This is a genomic window from Burkholderia sp. MSMB0856 (assembly GCF_001524645.2).
Lineage (GTDB): Bacteria > Pseudomonadota > Gammaproteobacteria > Burkholderiales > Burkholderiaceae > Burkholderia > Burkholderia diffusa.
The window spans coordinates 1,945,202-1,967,993 of the sequence record NZ_CP013427.1; the positions used below are offsets into that span (position 1 = coordinate 1,945,202).

Below are 22,792 nucleotides of genomic sequence, written 5' to 3' on the forward strand. Positions count from 1 at the left end.
CGCGCCGCGCGCCGCCAGGTGCTACGCCGTTGCGAGAGTCGTAACGCGACGTAACGAAACGGCATTAGCCATTCGACCGAATCGCGAAAATGCACGGGAACGTCTATAGTGGGTTACGGTTCGACACAATCGCGACTGCGCACTGGTGGAACGAACAGGGTAAAATCCCGCCAAACACTTGGTGGGCAACCACGCCACACACGCACAACATATTCTCTGACGCAGGCTCCTGCCGCACCTCAATGGCCAATCCCGCAGAATCCCATCCGCAAAACGACTTCATCAATTCGGCGCGCAAGGAACGTAAGCGTGTTGAAATCTATCTCGTCAACGGCATTCGTCTGACGGGGTGTATCGAGTCGTTCGACCAGTACCTGGTGATGCTGCGCACCCCCGTGGGTCTGCAAGGCATCTACAAGCGTGCGATTTCCACGATCCAGCTCGACACGGGCGGCTCGCGCCCGGGCGGCGGCGGCCCCCGCGGCCCGCGTACCGGCGGTCGGCCGGGCGGCCGCGAAGGCGGCGGCCACAGCCCGTACGGCTCGCACGGCGGCGCCCGCGAATCGCGCGGCGACGGCGGCGGCTACGGCTCGCGCGAACCGCGTGAAGGTTACGGTTCCCGTGAACCGCGCGAAGGCTATGGCTCGCGCGAACCGCGCGAGGGTTATGGCGCGCCGCGCGAACCCCGTGAAGGCTACAGCGCACCGCGCGAAAGCTACGGCGCACCGCGCGACGCCGGCGACGCATCGGGCAACACGTCGCCGTCCGACGCACGCGGCGGCAACGGGCCGGTGATCGTCACGCGCCGCCGGCGAATCGTGCCGGACGGCCAGTAAAACGAAAGGGCAAGCCAAGCGGCTTGCCCTTTTTTCTGGTGGGTCGGCGCGGCATGTCGCCGCACCGGCCGTGCCGTGATCGCTCAGTGCGCCGTCGTCGGCAAGCCTGCGTCGGCCTCGCGCTGCAGCGAACGCACCTGCTGCTGCAATGCGCGCAGTTGCGACTGAAGCTGCGCCTGTTGCGCCTGCAACGCCGCCGTTTCGGTGCGGACGCTCTTCTGGCGGTCCGCGACCGCTGCCTGCTGCTCGCGTGCGATCGAGATGTCCGCCTGCAGACGCCGCGCCCGTTCCTGCGTGACTTCGATCTGCCGGTCCATCTGCGCCTTTTGCGATTCCAGCTTCGCCGCACGCAGTTCGTTGACGGCCAGCCGTTCCGCCTGACGTGAGAAATCGCGATAGATCGTCTCGGCCCGCGTTTCGTCGTAAGTCTTGATCACCCGCCAGAACGCCTTCTGCTGGAACAGCGCGACGAAATAGGAACCGTCCTTCACGCTGAACAGCAGGCTCGCGCCGTAGCTGCCGTTATAGCTGGTGCGCATTTCCGTCAGCGAATGCGCCTGGATCTGGCGCTGCAGTTCGTCGACCGTGCTCTGCCCGGTCGTCTCGCCCGCCTGCGGCTGTACCGACGTCTGAACCTGCTGATCGATCACCGGAATCGCCGCAACCGGCGCCGACGCCTGCTGCACCGCCGGCGATGCATTGCCGGCCAACCCCTGCGCGAACGCGCCCTGCATGCCTCCCATCATGGCGAGCAACACACACGCCCGCCCCAACCCCGTCATATGGCTCATGAATTTCGATTCCCCGCCCGTGTCGTTGTAATTCAGCGCGATTTTATCTCATTAATTATTCGCTTTCGCGAGTCTCGGGCTCTTCGTCGAATATCTGATACTTGCGCATCTTTTCCCACAGGACTTTCCGGCTGATGCCGAGCTGCTGCGCCGTATCCTGGCGCCGCCAACCGTTTGCGTCGAGGGCGGCGATCACGCGGCTGCGCTCGTTCATGTCCCACTTGCTGCGGTCGACGAAGACCTCTGCCGCACTCTCCACCGGCACCGGCTGCGCCGAATTGCGTGCATGCGCGACCAGCCGCTGCAGTCGCGCGGCATCCCAGCCGCCCGTTTGCCGCACCGTCACCCCGACGCGCTCCGCAAGGTTGCGCAGTTCGCGCACGTTGCCGGGGAAATAGCTGTCCGCCACCGCGTCCGCGAGCCAGTAAGGCAGGTCGGACAACTGCGCGAGCCGCTCGTCGCCCACCACCTCCGCGACAAACGACTTGAACAGCGCGATCTTGTCGACCGCGCCCCGCTCTTCCAGCGACGGAATACTCAGCTCGATCACCGCGAGCCGATAGTAAAGATCCGCGCGGAACAGGCCCTCCTTCACGAGCTGCGGCAGCTTCTTGTTGCTGGCCGCGACGAGACGGAAATCGACCTTGATCGGCGTCGTCGCGCCGACCCGCAGCACGGCGCCGTCCTCGAGCACGCGCAGCAGCTTGACCTGCTGGTACAACGGCAGGTCGCCGACTTCGTCGAGGAACAACGTGCCGCCCGCCGCCTGTTCGAAATAGCCTTTATGCGCAACAACCGCGCCGGTGAACGAACCCTTCGCGTGCCCGAAGAACAGCGATTCGAACAGGCCGTCCGGAATCGCGCCGCAGTTGACCGGCACGAATTCGCCGGTCCGGTAGCGCGAATGCTTTTCGTGGAGCAATTGCGCGATACGTTCCTTGCCGACGCCGGTTTCGCCGTGCAGCAGCACGTTGGTGTCGCAGTCGGCGAACGTATCGACCTCGTGCAGCAGCGCCTGCATCGACTCCGAATGCGCGACGAGTTCGGACGGCTGCAACGTGTCGGCCGCATGCGCGCGCAGCTGCGTTACGAGCTTGCCGATCATCCCGCGCAGTTCGGCGCAGGTGAAGTCGAGCGGCAGGATGTGCGAATAGTCGGGCGGATACTGCGACGCGTCGTGGTCGCGCGCCGCGCCGACCCAGACGACCGGCATGCCGATGTTGGCCTGCCAGTCGCGCAGGAACGCCGCGCCGGTTTCGATCATCGTCACGCTGATGATCGCGAGCGACGGCCGCAACGCGGCGCGCTCCGGCGAGATTTCCGCATTGTCGGCGCGGATCACTTCGACGTCGAAGCTCGCCATGCAGCGGGCAACGCGGTCGACGATGTCCGCCTTGCCTTCCCAGACGTACAGGTCGAGTTCTGCGATTGCGGAGGTGGTTCTCATGATTCAGGTGCGGCTACGGTTATTGACGAGTGATGCGGCACTGCGGGTCAGGCGCGGGGCATGGGCCGAAGCGCTGCCCGTGCTCCCGACGTAAGTGGACGCCGCGGTTTTCATTGCACGAGCATCGGATTGCCGCATTTGATCGAATCCGGTGTATTTGTGACATAGGCGTTCCCAAGACTCAAGCCGAGCAAGCCGGTGACCGACGTCAGCAGGGAATCGATCGGTTGCAGGACGAGCGGAACGAGTGTGCTCGCCAGTGCGGTCAGAAGCGGCCCGGTGATGAGGCTCACCACCGGATTCAATATACCGGCCAGCAATCCTGCCAGACTGCCCTGTGGGGCAGACAGTGACAGCGTCAGACCACCGTTGGCGATACCCTGAACCGCGGGCGACAGGAACTGATCGGTTCCCACGGAAAGCATGTACGGCGATGCCGGACTCGGCGACGCGGATGATCCAGGCCCAGGATAGGTGAACACCAGCGACGTCGGATTTTGATTGGCGACCGGAACCGTCAACTGGCCGGGCTGCAAATTGACGTTGACCGAGATGTCGTTCACGTTGAGGAGTCCGAGCGTGGCGACGCTGAGCAACGTTGTCAGCGCCGATGTCAAGCCGCCGAGGTTGAGCAGATTCAGCAGGCTCTGCAAGTTGACGGACACCAACGTGATCGGCGATGCGCCGCCGTTCGGAACATAACCGCTGGACGCATTGAGGTTGATCGGCGTATTCGCCGTCCCACCGATATAGACGGCGACCACCCCGGTCTGCACGTTCACCGTCGCGCTCTTCGTACCGTTCGCGGAACAGGTGACGGAGGCGAGCCCGGCCTTCGCCGGCGCGACATACGCGGTAATCGGCAGTTTCACGGCGGCCAGCGGCGTCGCATTGCCTGACGGGCAGGTGCCCCCCGGATAGACCAGCGATCCGTTCGAGCACGTCGACAGCAGCGATATCGACGTATTCAGGAACACGTTCCCTTGCGCTGTCGACGTATTGGTCAAGCAATTCGACGTCCCGCAATTCGACGGTCCGGGCGGCCCACTCGCGGTGGCCGGCGGCGTTCCGGCGAGGGATACGGAACCCGACACCGTCGCGTTCAGCAGCGGCGCGAGCGCGGTCGGCGTCTGGACAGTGATGCTCGGGATGGCAACGGCATTCGTGCCGTTCGCGACCTGTAGCGCGGTCGACAACAGTCCGAGCGCGTTGACGCTGGCGTCGACTGCAGAGCTGCCGTTGGCCACCGCGGCCGAAACCAGCTGGTTAAGCGCGATCTGCGGCCCGCCGCAGACACTGCCGGAACAAAGCGCGGCGACGATCGCATTCAGCACGTTCAGGTTCGCGCCCACCAGGTTCTGTTGGGTCGCCGCCTGCACCACCGCGTTGGCCAACTGACCAAGGGTCACGGAGCCGTTCAGTACGGCCGTGCTCGAGCCGACCGGCAAATTGGCGAGAATGCCCGCCAGCTTCAGGTTGACCTGCGCCAGCCCCTGATAATCGACAGCATTGAGGCTCAACGATTTGGGCGAACCGGTCAGCGTCTGGAGCAATTGATTGGCCAGCCCGCCATTCAATGCGGCGAGCGACGTGGTCAGCGTAAAGGTATCGGTCGGCGTGCTCTTCGCCATGGCCGACGCACCGATCGACTTTCCGCCGCGGAAAAAGCCTGTCACCGGTTCGGAAACGCTCACGCACACGGCGTTGGCCGACTGTCCGGTCGTTGATCCGGCCGGCCCTGCCGACAAGCCGCCGCATTGACCGTTCATCGGGTCGCCCGCGGTCGGCGTAAACAGCGCGGCACCGCCACTGGTTTGAGGCGCAGTCCACACGCCGCACGTCACGGAAATGGTGGCGTTTGCCGGTACGGAATTCGCCGAAGGGCTCGCGACCTGCTGGGCCGCCGTCTTCGCCGCCGAACAGGTCGTATCCGCGCTGGCTTTCATGACCGACGAGAGCGCGGCCAGATCGGCAGCCGCCTGCATATGGCGTCGTTCGGAATAAAAGCGGCCGATGTCGATCCCGCTGAGTACGATGACGGCAACCGACAGCCAGATCGCCGCCATGATCGCGATGGAGCCGCGCTGACGCTGCCCCGCCGGCCCGTCAGTACCGTGTCGCCGCCCCACCCGTGATTGATCCGCGCGCATCGCCATTTCGCTTACTGCGCACCCTGTCCGTTACCCGACATGCCACCTGATGAACCGAGCTGCGTGCTCATCGACTCAGGAATCTTGTTCTTGAACGAATCGAGATAACGCTGGTAGATCAACGACGCGACGTCGCCAAGCAACGGTTGCGTCGGCGCTGCCGCCCGATTTTCGCCCTGCATCGTGAGCCAGTCCCTGGTCGAGCGCCCCACGTCGGACGCCACCGGTGCCGCATCCTGCTGTGCGTATGCGGTGACGGTTCCCAGCGCCATGCAGGCAACCGCCGCCAGCATCGCAACGCGCCCCGCATGCATGTTCCGACGAGCATTGTTGTTCATGTCGTTCCCCCGCCTGTTCGTTCTGTTCATTGTGCAAACCGTTGCAGCAGCGGCACGGTCTGGTCATAGCCGAAATTGTTCGCCATCGGCGTGATCGGCGCGGTCGCGGCGTGCCGCGACACCACCGGCGGCGTCGCGACCGCACGCTGCTGTGCACGCGCCGCGGCCGTAATCTTTGCGGCATCGCCAATGATGTCCTTGCGGATATCCGCCGGTAAACGCTGCTGATTCATCAGTCGCTGCGCATCCTGCGTGCGCCCGGACGCGAGCAGATACAGTGCGAGGTTGCTGACGATCTTCGGATTGCGTTGATCCAGTTCCGCTGCCTTCATCAACGGCACCCGCGCGCCCACCACATCGCCGTTACGCAATTTCGCATAAGCGAGATCGGACAGCAGCGACGCGTCGGTCGGCGCAAGCTCCGACGCCTGCGTCAGTGCCTGTACAGCCAGACCGAAATCACCGGCCGCACCGGCGATCAACCCCAGCCCGCGGTAACCACGCGACGCGAGCGGCGTCTTCAGTAACTGCGTATACGCAGCCGCGCCGGCAGCCGGTTGGTCGGTCATCCGCAGCGCGTCCGCGCGCAGCAGAATTGTGTCCGGCGACACGCCGTAGGCCTTGTCGTAAGCGTCGATGTGCGCGAGCGACGCGTAATAGAGGCCCTGCGCCTGCATCCGCTGGATCAGACCGAGATACATCGCAGGCGTATCCGGCACCGCCTGCTTCTGGTCGGCCGCCTGAATCAGCGCCGCGCGTTCTGCCTGCGCGTTCACGCCGTACCCGCCCTCCTTGGTCGCACATGCGCCGAGCAGCGCTACCAACGCCACCACGCCAGCGTGCCTCGCCATTCCGCCGATCCGCTTCATCGTCTTTCCTTCCGTCCGTCAATGATGATGCGCCGTCAGCGCACGCATCACGGCCAACAACCCCGGTCCGGCCGTCACGATCAGCAGTGCGGGCAGCAATGTCACCACCATCACACCGGTCATCTTTACGGTCAGCCGACCGATCCGGTCGCGCAGCATCGCGCGGCGCGTTTCCCGAAGCCGGTCGCCGAACTGCTTGAGCGGCTCCTGAACCGCGCCGCCGTGCTTGTCGACCTGCACCATCAGCCGCGCAATCGCGCGCAAGTCCTCGTTGTCGAATCCGCTCGACAACCGTTGCATCGACTGCTCGCGCGTGCGGCCCGCTGCGAATTGACGCTGTGCGATTCCGACCTCCGACGACAGCACCGGCATCATTCCGCGGAAATCATTCGTCACGACCTGCAGGCTTTGATCCAGTGACAATCCGACGCCCTGCAACAAGCGCAGCATGTCGACGAGCAACGGCAGCTCGTCGATGACACTCTGGCGCCGCGCGGCCGCACGACGCTGCAGATAGAGCTTCGGCAGCATGAAACCGAACCCGAATGCGGCGAACATGCCGATCATCCAGAATCCTCTCGTCGTTCGTCCGCTCGCGAATATCGCGAACAGCAGCGGCAACGCGATCCCGCAGGCAATTCGCGCGATCAGGAACAGCCCGCGCGTACGCGCGTCGACGTAACCGCATTGCTCGAGCAGACGACGGTCCTCTTCCGCGACGACGTGCTTGCCGAAACCGGTATCGAGCCAGCGCATCCCTGTTGCCGAGAATCGCGCAAGCATGCGCTCAATGCGCTCGCGCCCGCGCGTGTCCGGTTTCACGGACGGAACCTCGCCCGCCGCGGTGCGCGCCTTGGCTGCCTCCAGCGCCGCCATGCGCTGATCGAGCGCATCGGCCAGCGCACGTTCTGCGCGCGACGCGGCACTCGCACGCAACAACGCGATCATTCCCAACAACAGCACGCCTAGCGCGCCAAGTGCCAGTGCGACCGATCCGATCTGAGTTGCTGTCATCGCATCACCTGAGTCGAGCCATTCGATACAGCCATACGCTGCCCGCAACCTGCGCCAGGAACGCGAACATGAGGAGCATTTGCCCGCTCGGATCGTTCCACATCCCTTCCAGGTACTTCGGATTGGTCATCACGACAAAGCTGCCGATCCCGATCGGCAACATCACGAGCACGAATGCCGACAGCCGCGTTTCCGCCGACATCGCCGTCAGCTCGCGCTCCGCTTGCTCGAGGTCGCGCATGAAGACGGCCATCCGCTCCAGCATGACGTCCGCACGACCGCCGTACTTGACCGACAACCGCAGTACCGAGCCGAGCAATTCGAACTCCTCGGTCCGGTAGATCTTGGCGATGTGAAGCATCGCGCGATCGATCTCGACACCCGAGCGCAGCATCCGGGACACGTGATCGAGACATCCCCGCAGCGGCTCCTCCGTCGTCAGCAGCGCTGCCTGGAATGCGGCCGGCACGCTGTTGCCGAGCGTCACCAGTCGCACGATCCCGTCGAGAAACGACGGAATCTGCCGGACGATTTTCAGTCGCCGCTTCTGGATTCGCGACGTGAGCCAGACACCGAAGATCGCACCGCCGCACGCAAGCGCCGCGAAACACGCAAGCACGCCGCCGCGGCTGCCCGCGATTGCCGCAACCGCGGCGAGAGCGGCCAGCGCGACGATCGCCTTGCCGCGTGCGCCTTCGATCCCCGCACGGTTCACGAGGTTGGTCAGATACTCCGTTGCGAGCGCATACCAGTGCGCCCAGAAAGCACGAGACGCGGCATTGTGCGCGCCACCGGACGACGACACGGCCCGCGACGCGGCAGATGCCGCCGATCGTGCAGCCGGTGCCGCCACGCGCACGCCGGGTTCGAGCCGACTGTCGATGAAGCGCTTCGCATCGGTGCGCACGCGCCGGGTTTCCGCATGTCGCCACAGCATCAGTGCCGATGCCACGCACAGCATCGCGACCGCGAGCACCCAGATCATCGCGCTATACATTGAAGCCCCCGCCGCGGCCGAAACCGCCGCCACCAAAGCCGCCACCGAAACCGCCCCCGCCCATCGCGCTGTTCGTCAGCGTCTGGCGGAAGCGCGCGAGCTTCGGCGAATGCGGATGGATGCCGAGCGATTCCCAGTGATCGATTTCCTCGCCTTCCGGCGTCACGCGCGCTTCGTAGCGATACAGCTCCTGCGTCGCGATGATGTTGTCGGACAGCCCTGTCACCTCGGTGATCGACAGAATCCGGCGGCGTCCATTCGACAGCCGGCCGATCTGCACGATGAAGTCGATCGCGTTCGCGATCTGGCGACGCAAGCTCGACTCGGTCCCCTGGAAGCCGGCGAAGCCGGCGAGCATCTCGAGACGGTACAGGCACTCGCGCGGCGAACTCGCGTGCACGGTGCCCATCGAGCCGTCGTGGCCCGTGTTCATGGCCTGCAGCATTTCGAGCACTTCACCGCCACGCACTTCGCCGACGATGATCCGGTCCGGACGCATCCGCAACGTGTTGCGCAGCAGGTCGCGAATCGTCACGACACCGCTGCCGTCGAATCCGCCGGGACGGCTTTCGAGCCGCACGACGTGCGGGTGGTTCAGCGACAGCTCCGCCGTATCCTCGATCGTCACGACGCGCTCGGCCTCCGGAATGTGGAATGCGAGCGCGTTGAGCAGCGACGTCTTGCCCGAACTCGTTCCGCCCGACACGAGCACGTTGCAGCGTGCCTCGACCGCCGCCTCGAGCAGCGCGCCAATCTCGTCGTTGTACGTGCCGTTGCCGAGCAGGTCCGACGGCTTGAGCGGATCCTTGCGGAATTTGCGGATCGACACGATCGGTCCGTCGATCGACAGCGGCTCGATCACGACGTTCACGCGGCCGCCATCGGGCAGTCGCGCGTCGACCATCGGGTTCGATTCGTCGAGACGACGCCCGATCGGCGCGAGGATCCGGCGCACGATCCGCAGCAAATGCGCGTTATCGGTGAAACGCACCGGCAGCTTCGCGAGAATCCCGTGCCGCGACACGTACACGTCGTTGTAGCCGTTGATCAGGATGTCCTCGACCGCCGGATCCGCGAGCAGGTCCTCGATCGGCCCGAAGCCGGCGAGCTCCTTCGTCAGGGCCTCGGCGATCGCCCGCACCTCGTTCTCGTTGAGCGGAATGCGGCGCAGGCGGACGAAGCTGTCGATCTCGAGATCGACGAACTGATTGATCGCCTGGCGCGACCATCGGCCGAACTCGGCGCCCAGTTCCTCGATACGCGTCAGCAGGTGCTCGTGCGCCGCATTCTTGATGTCGTGGAATTGCTGCGTCTGGGAGAACGGCGCTGCGCCGTCGGCGAATTGAATGTCGTGTGCCATCGGTTATGACCGCTTGGACGAGGGTTGAATGAAGCGTTTGAGCGCCGACAGGCCGGGCGCCGCGCGCGACGCGCCCGCCACGCCCGATACGCCGGGCAGCCGCGTGGCGAGGGATTCGAGTGCGCGCACATACGGATCGCGCTCCGCCGCGTCGATGATGAGGCGCCCCTGGTTTGCCGCATGGCCGATCGCGACGCGACGTGCCGGCAAGGTGCCCACCAACGACAACCCGAGACGCTCGGCGATCTGTCCGGGCATCAGATCCAGCGCGGAATCGTACTGGTTGACCACGAGCTTGACGCGATCGGTATCGACGCCCGCATCGCGCAACCCGGTGAGCAGGTCGGCGGCCGAAACGATCGACGCGACGCCCTGATCGCAGACAAGCCACGCCTCGTCGGCCGATGCCGCGATCTGCGTGACGAACTCCCGATTCGAGAACCCGCCGAGATCGACGACCTGCTGGTCGAAGAACGCACGGAAGCGGTTCAGCAAGCCGATGCACGACGCATAGGACACGTCGCGCAATCCGCCGAGGTCCGGCGGCAGCGTCGTCAGTGCGACGCCGCTCTGGTGTCGCGTGAGCGCGGTGTTCACGAACGTGCGATCGATGCGGCGCAGATTCTGCACGGCATCGATGAAATGGAATTCGCAGCGCGTGTTCAGGAACAGCGCGCCGTCGCCGGCCGGCAATCCCAGGTCGATCAGCGCGGTCTGGCGACCGGCCGGCGCGCCGCCGTCCGCGCCGCCCGTCGCGCCCGGGCCGAGCGCCCGCTTCTGCAGCCAGACCGCGAGATTCGCGGCAAGCGTGCTGACGCCCATGCCCGCACGCGCGCCGAGCAATGCGACGACCTTTCCGTGGCGGCTCGTCGGCTCGCCGACGTGGGAGAGCAATCCACGCGTCGTTCGCAGCGCATCCTCGGCCGATGCCGATACGTCGATGAAGTCTCGCACGCCCGCTCGCAGTGCGGCGAGCGTGCTCTCCGGCTGGGTGAGCGAGCCGAGCGCGACGATCGGCAACCCCGGATGCGCCGCACGTACCGTGGCCGCGGCGACGCTCGCCGCTTCGCTGCGTTCGGAGAAGTCGATGAACACGAGGGCCGGATTGAGCCCGGTGATGCGCTGTGCCAGCACACCCGGTTCCAGCGACGCGGCCTCGACCGCACCGGCCGAAACCAGCGTATCGGCCAACCAGCGCACATGCGCTTCCTTTGTCGACGCACAAACGAAGTAGTCGGTCACGGCGGGTTCACACAATGATTGGGTTCGTGCATTCATGTCGAACACCCCCGATTACGCATGGCGTAGCGATGTGCCGCGACGCGCAATGCTTCAGATTCATTTCGAAAACCCCGGTGCCGCATCCGGCGACGCCGCACCGCCCAGATAGGATCGCCACACCGGCCCGTCACGCTGCTCCGACAACTCGCCGGGCGTCGCGGGCAGTACCGCCCCCTTCGCGATCGGTGCGACGAGATGCGGTGTCACGATGATCAGCAATTCCTTGTCGTTCTGCTGGTAGTTCAGGTTCTTGAAGAACGTGCCGATGATCGGCAGGTCGCCGAGCAACGGCACCTTGCTCACGTTCGACAATGTCTGGCGATCGATCAGTCCGCCGATCACGAAGCTCTCGCCGTCACCGAGTTCGACCGTCGTATCGGCACGACGCGTCGTGATCCCCGGCACGGCGACGCCGCTGATCGTCACGCTGTTCACGAAGTCGAGCTGGCTCGATTCCGGTGCGACCTTCAGCGCGATCCGGCTCGGACTCAACACAGTCGGGGTCAGTGACAGCCCGACGCCGTATTGCTTCCACTGGATCGCGGTCGAGCCGAGTCCCTGTGGCGCCGGCACCGGAATCTCGCCGCCCGCGAGGAAGCTGGCGCTCTGACCGGACAGCGCCACGAGCGTCGGCTCCGCGAGCACGCGCGCCATGTTGTTCGCTTCGAGCAGCGACAGGTCGGCGAAGATGCCTCGTCCTGCTGCGTTCACAACCAGGTTGAACGCTGACGCGACCGGCGCGCCGAGCGTCGGAATGTATGAGCCCGTGCCCGGGCCCGCTGCGCCGTTATACGATTGCACGCCGCCCGGTGCGAACGAACCGAACGAAAAGCCGTTGCTCTGCTTGAAGAAATTGAAGCCGATCTGCTTGAGCACCGAACGGCTGAATTCCACCACCCGCACATCGACCTGCACGACGTTCTTGCCGGCCAGCGTCGAGCGATCGATCACCGTGCCTTTGGGGCTCATGTTTTTGGCGACCGCCGCGGCGCGTTCGTGAGCATCGAGCGATGCCGACGTTCCCCGCAGCACCGACGTCCCGCCGTACGCCTTCACCTGCGGCGTAGAACCGTCGAGTACCGCTTGCGCCGCCGCGTCGACGACTTCCACGCTCCACACCGTCGGTTCGTCGCGACCGCGCTCCCACAACATCACGTTCGTCGCGCCCGGCGCTTTCGCGGTCAGCAGCACCGAACCGGAACGACTGCCCTTCATGATCAGCACATCGGCGATTGCCGGATCACCGACGGCGACCCGCTGCAGCGCGTGGCCGGCGGAAATCTGCCGCTGCGCGCCGACGGCGAGCTCGATCGTGCCGCTCGCGCTTGCAATGGAGGCGAATGTCAGGGTCCAGAGCGCAATCGCGAATGCAATCAGTGTGTTTTTCATTGTTTGTTGGACCGTCGCACGGCCTTTACTTGTCTTCGCCGATATCGATTGCCATCGATGTTGTTCAATACGCGACCGTTTCCGACCGGCCGCCGCGGATCACCTCGATGCTACCCCCGCCCCCGCTGCCGCCTGGTCGCATCGCCGGTGGCAAGCGCGACGGCAGCGGCGGCACGTTCACGTTGGCCACAGCGGTCCTCGACGTGCCGGACAGCTGTTGCAGCGATACGCCGGCCGCGGCAAGCGCCGACGGCGACAGCTTGTTGTCCGTGCGCACCGCCACCGTCTGCGTCGCGAGCTCGTCGTCGCGCGGGTTGCGCAGCGCGAGCGTCAACCGGCCGCTCGCCTCGCCGAGAGTCAACGCATCGACCTGCGCGGTCGGCACCGCGAGTACCGCGATGCGCGTGTTGCTCGGCTGGCCATTGCTGCCGTTCGTGTTGTTGCCGCTGTCGCGATCCGGCGTCGCATCGCCGAACGACAGCACGCGAACCTTCGACATCAGGAGCCGCGCCTGCGTCTGCGAGACTTCACCGTCGAACATCGCGCCACCTCCCTCCCGCTTCAGGTTCAGGAACACGTCGACGAAATTACCGGGCCGAAGGCGGTTGCCGACCGCATTGGTCTCGTCGACGCGAACCGCGATTGCGCGTTCGCCCGGCTCGACGTCCTCGGCAAGACCCGACACCAGTGCGCCCGAGACGACGGGTGCCGATGCCGGAATGTCGCGCGCCGGTACGCGACCGACCAGTGTGGCCGGATCGGAAAACGCCCCTGCCGGCGCTGGTGCGGTCGGCTGAATCTTCAACGCGTCTGCGGCGATCGGCTGACCGACCGACAGCGTGCGCGTCGCGACCACGACCGGCACCGGGGTCGCGGCCGCTGCCGGTTGCGCCGGGACAGGACTAGACGAACTGCGCCCGAGCATCCACGCATAGATTCCGAGCAGAACGGCGATCGCAATCAGCAGCCCCGCGATGATCTTCGTTACGTTATTGGCCATGTTGTCGTATGGATACCGGATAAGGTCCGTGCAAATCTTTTTGTCTGACAATTAACACGACAAAAAACCGCCTCGTCGCGATGTGCAACTCATTGAAGCAACGACTGCGAAATCTGGACGACTGCCGTGCTTGTCAGCGGTTGGGTCAGAATGGTGCCCACGAAGGGCATGGTCGTTACCCAAGCTTGCGGCGAATAGCTCACCGTTACCGACAGGCAATACAGCGACGCGTCGTATTTGCATGCAGGTGCCTTCACCACGACATTCGGCGCGCTGATATTCAGCCAGCCGACGACGTCTTTCGCGGTCGCCTGCGCCTTCGCGGTTCGAGTCGTCAAATCCGGGGCGTAATTCAAGGCCGCGCGCGCGCCCTCACTGGCGGCGAACGTCAAACTTTGCTGAATCACGAAAACCATTCCGAAACAAATGATCCCGTAGCAGATCACGAAGAAAAGCGGAAATATGATTGCGAATTCGACTGCAGTCGCTCCGCGCTGCCGCCCGTATCCGCACCGCTTTCTCTGCCGCTTCATCGCACGCTCCCACCCGCGACGAGGCAGACGAGCCATACAGCCGCAGGGATTGCAAGGCACGCGCCATAAGGCGTCGCGCGATATCGACCGATCATCGACGCCGGTGCGCCACGCCGCCACAACGTACCGAGCGGCGTGCGAGACAACAACAGCACGGCAAGCGCGTGAATCCCCGCCACAAGGCTTGCGGCGATCCAGAGCCACATCAGGCCATGAACGCCGCACCACGCGCCGAGGACGGCAAACACCTTCACGTCGGCCGCGCCCATCACCCCCAGGAAAAAGAACGGGAGAAGGCCCACCAGACCGACGAACGTGCCGAACAGCGCCTGGACGCGTCCGATGCCGAACGGATTTGCACCGTAAAAGGCGCTTGCAAATGCGGCGACCAACCCGCCGACAACGAGCAAATTCGGAATACGCCGGGAATGAATATCACTGGCCGTGACGAGCACTGCCCAGGCCAGGAACGCCCCGATAGAAAATAGATATGCCATCGCGCCAGACCGGTCGCGGATATAAGTTGAGCGGCTCGCCGCAGCAAGCCGCCCGATATCACGCCGAAAGACAATGATTGGGACTGCTTAACCCAATTTGCACGCCGCGGCCGTGCCCGAGCTACCGACCGTGCTGACGCACGTGCCGATGGTCGAGAACATCGAATTGAGATTGGTGCCGAGCGACGATACACCGGCGATGATGGCGACAGCGACCAGCCCCGCAATCAGACCATACTCGATCGCGGTAACCCCGTCTTCTTCCTTAAGGAAGCGCTTGATGAGTGCTTTCATTTTTTAATTCCTCGTGCCTGTGTGTACGTTCTTTGGCCTTTTATACGTTGTGCGTCCCCGTATATCTGGCCCTTGCCTCGCGCCGTTCGTTACACATGTGAAACGACAGCCGAGTGCGCTTTCTTTATATGTCACCCCGAGGGGTGCGTATCACAATTTGATGCAAGTTAACATTCGCGATAGTGACCCTCCTCGAACGTCGTGTACCGAACTGTACATTTCCTTACACCTGCTCCGGATTCTATATCCGTTCCTATTTAACTTCCAACCTCTTTTAAGACCGGGCCGAAAAAACTTTCCGGGAGCACAACGTATTTGTACGGTGTTTCGGTACGATTTACACATAGGATTTACGATAGGTTAGATGTGCACACCTAATCCACCAGTAAAACAATCAGACCGCCCGCCAGCCCTACCCGCCCCTCACGTTACGCCGCACGCGTAACGCCAATGTTGTGACGTTACGTTACGAAACGGCCGAAACCGTTCTCATTTGACTGCCCTTAAACAGATTCAACAATCTTTCAATTTGCCTAAATCCCTTTTCCGACAAGGAATTGCCTCGTTTAAAACCAATCGTCGAACTGTCGGCCATCGAAATGGCACGACAGTTGCAGAGTAATCCGCGCATCACTCAACACAACATCAGCTTCAATGCGAGGACGAAATGGACATTCAGGTTATCCCTCATGGCACGCTCCGGACGACAATGATCGCGGCCACCGTGGCAGCCATGCTTTCCCTCTCCGCGTGCGGCGGCTCCGGCTCCATCAGCAAGGGGCTCAGCGGCGGCTCCAGCTCGGGCGGTGGCGATTCGATCTCCACGTCGGGCGGCGGCACCTCGGGCGGCACGTCCGGTTCGACGAGCGGCAGCACCTCGGGTAGCACCAGCGGCTCGACCAGCGGCAGCACGAGCGGCTCGACGAGCGGTTCGACGAGCGGCAGCACCAGCGGCACCACGAGTGGAACGAGCAGCGGCACGAGCGGCACCTCCGGTGTGTCGTCGAACGCGGTGGGAACCGTCCTCGCAAGCAGCAGCAATCTCGTCACGAATCTCGGCGGCACCGTATCCGGCCTCGGCTCCGTGATCGCCGGCCAGTCGCTGCCCGGCGTCAACCCGGGCACGACGCAGGCGGCAGGCGGCATCGTGCAGAACGTCGGCGGCGCGGTAACGGCGCTCGGCAATGGCCTCGGCAACGGTCTCGGCCAACTCGGCGCGACGAAGGACCCGATCGGCGTCACGGTCGCCAGCACCGGCGGCGTGGTGAACCAGCTCGGTGGCGCCGTCACGCAAACCGGCAACCTGGTCACGAGCCTCGGCACCGGCCCGCTGTCGCCGCTCGCGCCCGTCACCGGCGCCGTCGGTGGCCTCGTGACGCAGGTCGGCAACGCCGTATCGAACGGCGGCACCACGCTGTCCAACGTATTGTCGACCGGCCCGATCCAGCAGGTCACGCAGACGGTCAGCTCGGCGATCACGCCGATCACGACGATGGTCGGTCAGACGACGCAGACGATCGGGACGGCCACCGGCCTCGGCGCCCCGCTCAACATGCTGCTCGGCACGATCGGCAACGGCCTGAACCAAGGCGGCGCGCTGATCGCATCGACGGGCGGCAACCCCGTCACGACCGGCCTCGGCAACACCGTCTCGTCGACCGGCAATACCGTGAAGGCTGTCGGCGGCGTGTTCACGGGCGGCACCGGCGGCGCAACCAACCCGCTCGCGCCGCTCACGGGCCTCCTCACGACGGTCACCGGCACGCTCGGCGGTGCAGCGGGCGGCACCAGCGGCGGCCCGCTTGCCCCGGTTACGGGCCTCGTCTCGACCGTCACCGGCGCACTCGGCGGCGCGACGGGCGGCGCCAGCGGCGGTCCGCTTGCCCCGGTTACGGGCCTCGTCTCGACCGTCACCGGCGCGCTCGGCGGCGCGACGGGCGGCACCAGCGGCGGTCCGCTCGCGCCGGTCACCGGCCTTCTCTCCACCGTCACCGGCGCACTCGGCGGCGCGGCGGGCGGCACCAGCGGCGGCCCGCTCGCGCCGGTCACCGGCCTTGTCTCCACCGTCACGGGCGCACTCGGCGGCGTGGCCGGCGGCAGCAGCGGTCCGCTCGCGCCGGTCACGGGCCTGGTCTCCACGGTCACCGGCGCGCTCGGCAGCGCAACGGGCGGCGCAGGCGCCGGCAACCCGCTCGCCCCCGTGACGGGCGCCGTGTCCTCCGTCACCAGCACGGTCGGCGTACCGGCACTGAGCGGCAGCACGGGCGGTGTCACGAACTCGGGCTCGGGCTCGAACCTGCTCGCGCCTGTCACGTCGCTGATCGGCGGCCTGCTCGGCGGCACGCACGGCAAGTAATCGAACATCCATTCATCGACAAGACAGCGAGGAGTCCATCATGTCCCAGCAACGTTCCATCACGACGGTCGTCCTGCGCCAGTGGCGCGTACCCCTCACCGCCTTCGCCGCGGCGTGCCTGCTGGCTGCCTGCGGCGGCAACAGCGTCAGCACGCCGCCGACCAGCAGCAACGGCGGCAGCTCCAGCGGCACGAGCGGTACCAGCGGCACGAGCGGCACCAGTGGCTCGTCCACCGGCACCAAGGGCGCTGTCAGCACGGTCGGCCAGACCGCAACGGATCTCGGCAGCACGATCGGCAACGTCAGCCTGCCGGGTCTCGGCGACGGCGTGACGAAGGGCGTCGGCAGCACCGTCTCGAGCACCGGCACGATCATCAACGCGGCCGCCGATGCGTTGAGCAACGGGCTCGGACAGACCGGCTCGATCAAGGATCCCGTCGGCACGACGGTCGCCGGCCTCGGGAATGTCGTCGGCGCGACGAGCAATACCGTGTCCGGGCTGAGCTCGACGGTCAAGGCGCTCGGCACGGGTCCGCTCGCACCGCTCGCACCCGTCACGACGCCGGTCGGCACCGTGCTCGACACGGTCGCCAACGGCCTGTCGGCCGCGGGCACGACGATCGGCTCGACGCTGTCGTCGGGCGCCGTGCAGCAAGTGACGCAACCGCTCAGCTCGGCGATCACGCCGCTGGTGATCACCGCGGGCCAGGTCACGCAGCAGGTCGGCACGACCACGGGTCTCGGACAACCGGTGTCGGGCCTGCTGGGCCAGATCGGCGGCGCAATCAGCTCGGCGGGCAAGCAGGTCGGCAGCACGTCGAATCAGCCGCTCGTCGGCGATGTCGGCCAGCTCGTCACCGCGGTCGGCAACACCGTGACCAATGCAGGCGGCCTCGTGAACCCGAACGGGCCGAACGGCGCGGCGCCGATCCCCGGCCTGATCACGAGCCTCGTCGGTGGCTCGACGGCTAACGTACAGAACGGCTCGTCGTCGGGCTCCAGCTCGACGAACCCGCTCGGCGGCCTGCTGTCCGGTCTCGGTTCGACGCCGCTCGGTTCGCTCACCGGCGCAGTCGGTGGCGCAACGGGCAGCTCGGGCAGCAGCCCGCTCGCACCGGTCACCGGTCTCGTGTCGACGCTGACGGGCACGCTCGGCGGCGCAACGGGTGGCGCAGGCGGGGCAAACCCTCTCGCGCCCGTCACCGGTTTGCTGAATACTGTCACCGGAGCAGTCGGCGGTGCAGCGGGGTCCGGGGCTTCGTCGAATCCGCTCGCACCGGTCACGTCGCTCGTCGGCGGCGCGACGGGGACGGCATCGTCGGGCAGCTCGACGGGGCTCCTCGCGCCGGTAACGGGGTTGCTGGGCACGCTGGGTAGCGTTGGCAAGTAAGGAGGACGGTCGCGCCTTTGCAGCCGGAGCATGAGGCGCGGCCGTACAAACACAACCGGCAATGCGGCAAGCGGCGCGCGACACCCTGGTGTCGCGCGCCTGCATTAGAAAGAAGACGAAAAGCAAGGCCTACGAGGAAGAACAATGAAATCCAGACTCGACAGATGGATGATGCTGCTCGCCATCGCAGCGGCAGGCACGGCACATGCACAGACGCGCGCGGCAGGTAATCCGCTCGATTCGCTCCCCCAGATCAACGCACCAAAGAAAGGCCCGAGCGTCACCGTGCAGGTCGCGCCGCAAGCACCGCAACTCCAGGAGTTGCTGTCGCGACACCTGACACCGACGACGTTCCAGGTCGAAGGCGTGAAGTCGGTGCCCTTCGACGAAATCTCGCGTCGCTTCACGCCGCTCGTCGGCAAGGACATCACGATCGGCGAGCTGATCGAAACCGCGAACGGCGTGACCAAGCTGTATCAGGATCGCGGCTATGCGCTGTCGTTCGCGTTCATTCCCGCGCAGACGTTCGAGAACGGCGTCGTGCGCGTCACGGTCGTCGAAGGCTATGTGTCGGACGTCAAGGTCACCGGCAAGCCCGGCGCGATGGAATCGAAAATCCGCGCGATCGCCGCGCACATCACGGCCGATCGCCCGCTGCGCCGCGCGACGTTCGAACGCTACGTGAACACGTTCGGCCTCCTGCCCGGGGTGACGGTGAAGGCCAACGTGCCGCCGCCGCAAACGACCGACGGCGCCACGACGCTCGAACTGGCCGTCGACCGCAAGGCATTCAACATCAGCACCGGCATCGACTTCAATCACCCCGGCGTCCAGGGCCTCATCACCGCGACGGAGAACGGCCTCACGTCGTTCGGCGAACAATTGAGCATTTCCGCGCTGGTGCCGCCCGGACGCGACAAGCAAACCTACGTCGCGTTCAGCGGTGCGGTGCCGGTCGGCAGCAGCGGGCTGGTCACACGCCTCGACGCCAGCACGTATCGCGGCAAGCCGACCGACAACCCGGGCCTGCCGTCGACCGTCGAGCGTACGGTCAAGAACGAGAAGCTCGGTCTTTCGGCATCCTATCCGTTGCTGCTGAACAACCAGCGCAGCCTGCTCGGCACCGTGTCGGGCTATGCGTCGCACAACGAGGACCGTTACCAGAACAAGATCAGCGGCAACAGCATCGACACGCGCTCGCAGGTCCGCGTGCTGCAAATGCAGCTCGACTACACGAGCGTGTCGGCCAAGCAGGTACAGAAGCTGAGCGTCAACGTCGCGAAGGGTTTCAACATTCTCGGCGCGTCGAAATCGCAGGACATCACGATCGGCTCGAACACGACATCGGTTGACAGCCCGATCTCGCTGACGTTCGTGCGCACCGGCGCAACCTTCACGCAGACCAACGAATGGCCGTTCAAAATCGGCACGTCGGTCTCGCTGACCGGCCAGTACAGCCCCGACTCGCTGCCGACGTCGGAGCAGATCTCGTTCGGTTCGACGCGCTATGCGCTCGGCTACCAGCCCGGCGAAACGTCCGGCGACTCGGGCTGGGGGATGTCGCTGGAGGTCAACCGCGGATTCACGCCGGGCTGGACGTATATGAAATCCATTACGCCGTACATTGCGTACGACATGGCGCGCGTGTATCTGCATACCGGCACGCCGTCGCCGAGCCGCCTGTCGTCGGTCGGTATCGGCGTGCGGTTTACGGACAGCCGTTACTACAGTCTCGACCTGAATATCGCGAAGCCGGTCGGCGATGCGCCGGTTGAAAGCGCATCGCGCAGCCCGCGCGTGAATGCCGCGTTCTCGTACCAGCTCAACTGATCGGTCACCAAACAGCCCGCGTCGCGCGGGCCGTTTGGATTAGAGCCCCCTCTATCAAACGCAGCGCGCGGTTTCACGTATTCTGGCAAAGCTCGCAACATGCCACCGCCCCATGCAGACGGTCGTGCGAGCGCATCGAATACGACATGAAACAAGGAGGAAGACGATGATTCAACTGACCCGCCCGTTGCGCACGCTGGCCATTGCAAGCGCGCTGCTCGCTTGCGCCGCCCCTACGTTCGCCCAAGCCGACAGCCCCGTCGGCATGTGGCAGACGATCGACGACAACACGCATCAGCCGAAGGCGCTCGTGCAGATCGCCGATGACGGCGAAGGCTCACTGGCGGGGAAGGTCGTCAAGGGCCTCGGCGCCAACGACACGCCCGATCGCCGCTGCACCGCATGCACGGACGAGCGCAAGGATCAGCTCATCAAGGGCATGACGATCATCAAGGCGATGAAGAAGGACGGCGACCACTGGGACGGCGGCAATATCCTCGACCCGGAAAACGGCAAGGTCTACAAGTGCAAGATGTCGCTGGAAGACGGCGGCCAGAAGCTCGTCGTGCGCGGCTATATCGGCGTGTCGCTGCTCGGCCGGTCGCAGACCTGGGTTCGCGCGCAATAACGCGACGCGCGTCGATACGCGCAACGTAATGAAAAATCGGCCTGCGACGATGTCGTCAGGCCGATTTTGTTTTGATGCGGGCGCGAATGAATTCGACCAACGTCATGCCGCACGCTTCAGCGCATCCGCCGCATAGCCGCCCGGTGCACGATACGCCGGCGCCGCAGCACTGCGCACCTCCGCCGCCTTCGACTGCGCGTGCTTGCGCATCCGCGTGGCCAGCTCCTTGCACAGATTCACGCCGGCGTCGCCATACAGCTCGCGCATCACCTGCATCAACGTGCCGGTCTCGTGCCATACCTTGAAGCGGCGATGGCACGTCTGGTACGACGGGTAGCGACGCGGCATCGCGGACCAGGTCGCGCCGCTGTAAATCACCCAGAGTACGCCGTTCAGGACGGCGCGCGTGTTGGCCAACGGACGGCCGCGCAACTCGGTGCGCGGCTGCATTTCGGGCAGAAGCGGTACGACGCAGCGCCACTCATGGTCGGTCAGATCGCGATACGGTGTCATGGACATCTCCAGCCTTAGGAACCATGACTCAACGATATCGACAGCCCTCAACCATGAATATAAGACAAATCCGAAATTACCCCGAGATCGCGATAATTTAACCGGAATTGACGTTTGAAGTCCGTCATTTGCCGAAAACCGCGATCAGGTCAGCGAAGTATCGACGATGCGGCGCCGCGTCTCGAGGTATTCCTTCGACTGCATCTCGACGATCCGCGAAACCGTGCGCGCGAATTCGTTCGCCATCGGCCCTTCGACGTACAACTGCTCCGCCGGTACCGCCGCGGACATCAGCAGCTTGACCTTGTGGTCGTACAGCACGTCGATGAGCCAGGTGAAGCGCCGCGCCTCGGACGCCATCCGCGGCGACATCTGCGGCACGTCCGACAGCACGATCGCATGGAAGCGGCTGGCAAGCTCGAGATAATCGTTCTGCGAACGCGGGCCGCCGCACAGCGTCGCGAAATCGAACCAGACGACCCCGTCGGCCTTGCGCAGCGCCTTCAGCTCGCGCTTCTCGATATGCAGGATCCGGCTTTCGTCCGGCACCGCGGCGAGCTTCGCGAATGCATGACGCAGTTCGCGATCGGCATCCGCGCCGAGCGGCGTGTGGTACATCTGCACCTGCGCGAGCGTGCGCTGGCGATAGTCAACGCCCGCGTCGACGTTCAGCACGTCGAGCTTCTGCTTGATCAGCGCGATCGCCGGCAGCATGCGGTCGCGATGCAGGCCGTCGGGATACAGATCGTCGGGATCGTAGTTGGACGTCATCACGAACTGCACGCCGTTGTTGAACAGGCGATCGAGCAGCCGGTACAGGATCATCGCGTCCGCGATGTCCGACACATGGAATTCGTCGAAGCAGATCAGCCGGTAGCGCTTCGCGATGCGTCGCGCGAGCTCGTCGAGCGGATCGGCCTGCCCTTTCAGCTCCTCGAGTTCGCGGTGTACCTCACGCATGAATTCGTGGAAATGCAGGCGCGTCTTGCGCTGCACGGGCACCACCGCGTAGAAGCTGTCCATCAGGAAGCTCTTCCCGCGACCGACGCCGCCCCACATATAGACGCCGCGCGGGAGGTCCGGATGATTGATGAGCTTCTTGAACGCGTTCGAGCGACGCGCCTTGTATTCGACCCACTCGTCGAAACAGCACTGCAGGCGATCGACGGCCGCGCGCTGGGCGGGATCGGACTGATAGCCGCGCGTGGTCAGTTCGCGCGTGTAGTATTCGGTGACGTTCATCGGGCAAACCGGAAAAAACGAAGGCGGACGGGAAACC

The 22,792-nt window shown here is 64.9% G+C and carries 21 protein-coding genes; 5 read left to right on the forward strand and 16 right to left on the reverse strand.

Translation table 11 applies throughout. From position 1 onward, the window contains the following. Positions 1–242: 242 nt before the first annotated feature. On the forward strand, positions 243–836 hold the full coding sequence (gene hfq / locus WS87_RS10325) for an RNA chaperone Hfq (protein ID WP_059701435.1): 594 nt from the start codon (positions 243–245) through the stop codon (positions 834–836). Positions 837–919: 83 nt separating this feature from the next. On the opposite strand, the gene WS87_RS10330 is transcribed toward hfq, so the two are convergent. From WS87_RS10330 to WS87_RS10395, 14 genes are all read right to left on the reverse strand, one after another. Further along, positions 920–1,627, reverse strand: a complete 708-nt coding sequence (locus WS87_RS10330; protein WP_059701437.1) for a DUF2968 domain-containing protein — start codon at positions 1,625–1,627, stop codon at positions 920–922. Positions 1,628–1,682: 55 nt separating this feature from the next. Further along, the gene (locus tag WS87_RS10335; RefSeq protein WP_059818091.1) at positions 1,683–3,074 is read right to left on the reverse strand and encodes a sigma 54-interacting transcriptional regulator; all 1,392 of its coding nucleotides are present in this window, start codon (positions 3,072–3,074) and stop codon (positions 1,683–1,685) included. A gap of 110 nt (positions 3,075–3,184) precedes the next feature. Then, positions 3,185–5,224 carry a pilus assembly protein TadG-related protein gene (locus tag WS87_RS10340; protein ID WP_236873178.1) on the reverse strand — a complete coding sequence of 680 codons (2,040 nt, stop codon included), beginning with the start codon at positions 5,222–5,224 and terminating at the stop codon, positions 3,185–3,187. Between the two features lie 11 nt (positions 5,225–5,235). Further along, complete coding sequence (locus WS87_RS10345; RefSeq protein WP_059818088.1) at positions 5,236–5,562, reverse strand: DUF3613 domain-containing protein; 327 nt, start codon at positions 5,560–5,562, stop codon at positions 5,236–5,238. Between the two features lie 26 nt (positions 5,563–5,588). Continuing rightward, positions 5,589–6,431: a pilus assembly protein gene (locus tag WS87_RS10350; protein ID WP_059818087.1), complete on the reverse strand. Its 843-nt coding sequence runs from the start codon at positions 6,429–6,431 to the stop codon at positions 5,589–5,591. A gap of 18 nt (positions 6,432–6,449) precedes the next feature. Continuing rightward, on the reverse strand, positions 6,450–7,445 hold the full coding sequence (locus WS87_RS10355) for a type II secretion system F family protein (protein ID WP_059818085.1): 996 nt from the start codon (positions 7,443–7,445) through the stop codon (positions 6,450–6,452). Between the two features lie 4 nt (positions 7,446–7,449). After that, positions 7,450–8,442, reverse strand: a complete 993-nt coding sequence (locus WS87_RS10360; protein WP_059532993.1) for a type II secretion system F family protein — start codon at positions 8,440–8,442, stop codon at positions 7,450–7,452. Further along, positions 8,435–9,802, reverse strand: coding sequence for a CpaF family protein (locus WS87_RS10365; protein ID WP_059818084.1), 1,368 nt, complete (start codon positions 9,800–9,802; stop codon positions 8,435–8,437). Before WS87_RS10365 ends, WS87_RS10360 begins: the two co-directional genes overlap by 8 nt. A gap of 3 nt (positions 9,803–9,805) precedes the next feature. Then, a complete protein-coding gene (locus WS87_RS10370) occupies positions 9,806–11,080 on the reverse strand; it encodes a fimbrial protein (RefSeq protein WP_059818280.1) in 1,275 nt (424 codons plus the stop codon). A 60-nt stretch (positions 11,081–11,140) separates the two neighbouring features. Next, positions 11,141–12,472 carry a type II and III secretion system protein family protein gene (locus tag WS87_RS10375; RefSeq protein ID WP_059532999.1) on the reverse strand — a complete coding sequence of 444 codons (1,332 nt, stop codon included), beginning with the start codon at positions 12,470–12,472 and terminating at the stop codon, positions 11,141–11,143. 64 nt (positions 12,473–12,536) lie between these two features. After that, entirely contained in the window at positions 12,537–13,472 is a 936-nt protein-coding gene (gene cpaB / locus WS87_RS10380) for a Flp pilus assembly protein CpaB (RefSeq protein ID WP_059818082.1), read from the reverse strand. Between the two features lie 89 nt (positions 13,473–13,561). Beyond that, positions 13,562–14,005, reverse strand: coding sequence for a TadE/TadG family type IV pilus assembly protein (locus WS87_RS10385; protein ID WP_059533005.1), 444 nt, complete (start codon positions 14,003–14,005; stop codon positions 13,562–13,564). Next, positions 14,002–14,502 (reverse strand): A24 family peptidase, encoded by a 501-nt coding sequence (locus WS87_RS10390; protein WP_059818080.1) that lies wholly within the window; start codon positions 14,500–14,502, stop codon positions 14,002–14,004. Before WS87_RS10390 ends, WS87_RS10385 begins: the two co-directional genes overlap by 4 nt. An 87-nt stretch (positions 14,503–14,589) precedes the next feature. Next, positions 14,590–14,796: a Flp family type IVb pilin gene (locus tag WS87_RS10395; RefSeq protein ID WP_059533012.1), complete on the reverse strand. Its 207-nt coding sequence runs from the start codon at positions 14,794–14,796 to the stop codon at positions 14,590–14,592. 667 nt (positions 14,797–15,463) lie between these two features. Here WS87_RS10395 and WS87_RS10405 point away from each other — a divergent pair. From WS87_RS10405 to WS87_RS10420, 4 genes are all read left to right on the forward strand, one after another. Then, on the forward strand, positions 15,464–17,152 hold the full coding sequence (locus tag WS87_RS10405) for a collagen-like triple helix repeat-containing protein (protein ID WP_059818079.1): 1,689 nt from the start codon (positions 15,464–15,466) through the stop codon (positions 17,150–17,152). 40 nt (positions 17,153–17,192) lie between these two features. After that, complete coding sequence (locus WS87_RS10410) at positions 17,193–18,542, forward strand: collagen-like triple helix repeat-containing protein (protein ID WP_059818077.1); 1,350 nt, start codon at positions 17,193–17,195, stop codon at positions 18,540–18,542. Positions 18,543–18,686: 144 nt separating this feature from the next. Beyond that, entirely contained in the window at positions 18,687–20,372 is a 1,686-nt protein-coding gene (locus tag WS87_RS10415) for a ShlB/FhaC/HecB family hemolysin secretion/activation protein (protein WP_059818075.1), read from the forward strand. A gap of 166 nt (positions 20,373–20,538) precedes the next feature. Then, positions 20,539–21,000 (forward strand): DUF2147 domain-containing protein, encoded by a 462-nt coding sequence (locus WS87_RS10420; RefSeq protein WP_059818074.1) that lies wholly within the window; start codon positions 20,539–20,541, stop codon positions 20,998–21,000. A 102-nt stretch (positions 21,001–21,102) separates the two neighbouring features. Here the strand turns inward: WS87_RS10420 and WS87_RS10425 are convergent, their stop codons facing one another. Together WS87_RS10425 and zapE are read right to left on the reverse strand one after the other, a co-directional pair. Next, positions 21,103–21,513: a transposase gene (locus WS87_RS10425; protein WP_059691808.1), complete on the reverse strand. Its 411-nt coding sequence runs from the start codon at positions 21,511–21,513 to the stop codon at positions 21,103–21,105. A 144-nt stretch (positions 21,514–21,657) separates the two neighbouring features. Beyond that, the gene (gene zapE / locus WS87_RS10430; protein WP_059818072.1) at positions 21,658–22,755 is read right to left on the reverse strand and encodes a cell division protein ZapE; all 1,098 of its coding nucleotides are present in this window, start codon (positions 22,753–22,755) and stop codon (positions 21,658–21,660) included. Positions 22,756–22,792: the final 37 nt, after the last annotated feature.

Bases quoted from the DNA above. Each gene is read 5' to 3' on its own strand.
- WS87_RS10395 (WP_059533012.1), bottom strand. From the start codon at position 14,796: ATGAAAGCACTCATCAAGCGCTTCCTTAAGGAAGAAGACGGGGTTACC.
- WS87_RS10425 (WP_059691808.1), bottom strand. From the start codon at position 21,513: ATGACACCGTATCGCGATCTGACCGACCATGAGTGGCGCTGCGTCGTA.
- WS87_RS10335 (WP_059818091.1), bottom strand. From the start codon at position 3,074: ATGAGAACCACCTCCGCAATCGCAGAACTCGACCTGTACGTCTGGGAA.
- WS87_RS10370 (WP_059818280.1), bottom strand. From the start codon at position 11,080: ATGAATGCACGAACCCAATCATTGTGTGAACCCGCCGTGACCGACTAC.
- WS87_RS10355 (WP_059818085.1), bottom strand. From the start codon at position 7,445: ATGACAGCAACTCAGATCGGATCGGTCGCACTGGCACTTGGCGCGCTA.
- WS87_RS10390 (WP_059818080.1), bottom strand. From the start codon at position 14,502: ATGGCATATCTATTTTCTATCGGGGCGTTCCTGGCCTGGGCAGTGCTC.
- WS87_RS10420 (WP_059818074.1), top strand. From the start codon at position 20,539: ATGATTCAACTGACCCGCCCGTTGCGCACGCTGGCCATTGCAAGCGCG.
- WS87_RS10360 (WP_059532993.1), bottom strand. From the start codon at position 8,442: ATGTATAGCGCGATGATCTGGGTGCTCGCGGTCGCGATGCTGTGCGTG.
- WS87_RS10385 (WP_059533005.1), bottom strand. From the start codon at position 14,005: ATGAAGCGGCAGAGAAAGCGGTGCGGATACGGGCGGCAGCGCGGAGCG.
- WS87_RS10365 (WP_059818084.1), bottom strand. From the start codon at position 9,802: ATGGCACACGACATTCAATTCGCCGACGGCGCAGCGCCGTTCTCCCAG.
- WS87_RS10405 (WP_059818079.1), top strand. From the start codon at position 15,464: ATGGACATTCAGGTTATCCCTCATGGCACGCTCCGGACGACAATGATC.
- zapE (WP_059818072.1), bottom strand. From the start codon at position 22,755: ATGAACGTCACCGAATACTACACGCGCGAACTGACCACGCGCGGCTAT.
- WS87_RS10345 (WP_059818088.1), bottom strand. From the start codon at position 5,562: ATGAACAACAATGCTCGTCGGAACATGCATGCGGGGCGCGTTGCGATG.
- WS87_RS10415 (WP_059818075.1), top strand. From the start codon at position 18,687: ATGAAATCCAGACTCGACAGATGGATGATGCTGCTCGCCATCGCAGCG.
- WS87_RS10375 (WP_059532999.1), bottom strand. From the start codon at position 12,472: ATGAAAAACACACTGATTGCATTCGCGATTGCGCTCTGGACCCTGACA.
- cpaB (WP_059818082.1), bottom strand. From the start codon at position 13,472: ATGGCCAATAACGTAACGAAGATCATCGCGGGGCTGCTGATTGCGATC.
- WS87_RS10350 (WP_059818087.1), bottom strand. From the start codon at position 6,431: ATGAAGCGGATCGGCGGAATGGCGAGGCACGCTGGCGTGGTGGCGTTG.
- WS87_RS10340 (WP_236873178.1), bottom strand. From the start codon at position 5,224: ATGCGCGCGGATCAATCACGGGTGGGGCGGCGACACGGTACTGACGGG.
- hfq (WP_059701435.1), top strand. From the start codon at position 243: ATGGCCAATCCCGCAGAATCCCATCCGCAAAACGACTTCATCAATTCG.
- WS87_RS10330 (WP_059701437.1), bottom strand. From the start codon at position 1,627: ATGAGCCATATGACGGGGTTGGGGCGGGCGTGTGTGTTGCTCGCCATG.
- WS87_RS10410 (WP_059818077.1), top strand. From the start codon at position 17,193: ATGTCCCAGCAACGTTCCATCACGACGGTCGTCCTGCGCCAGTGGCGC.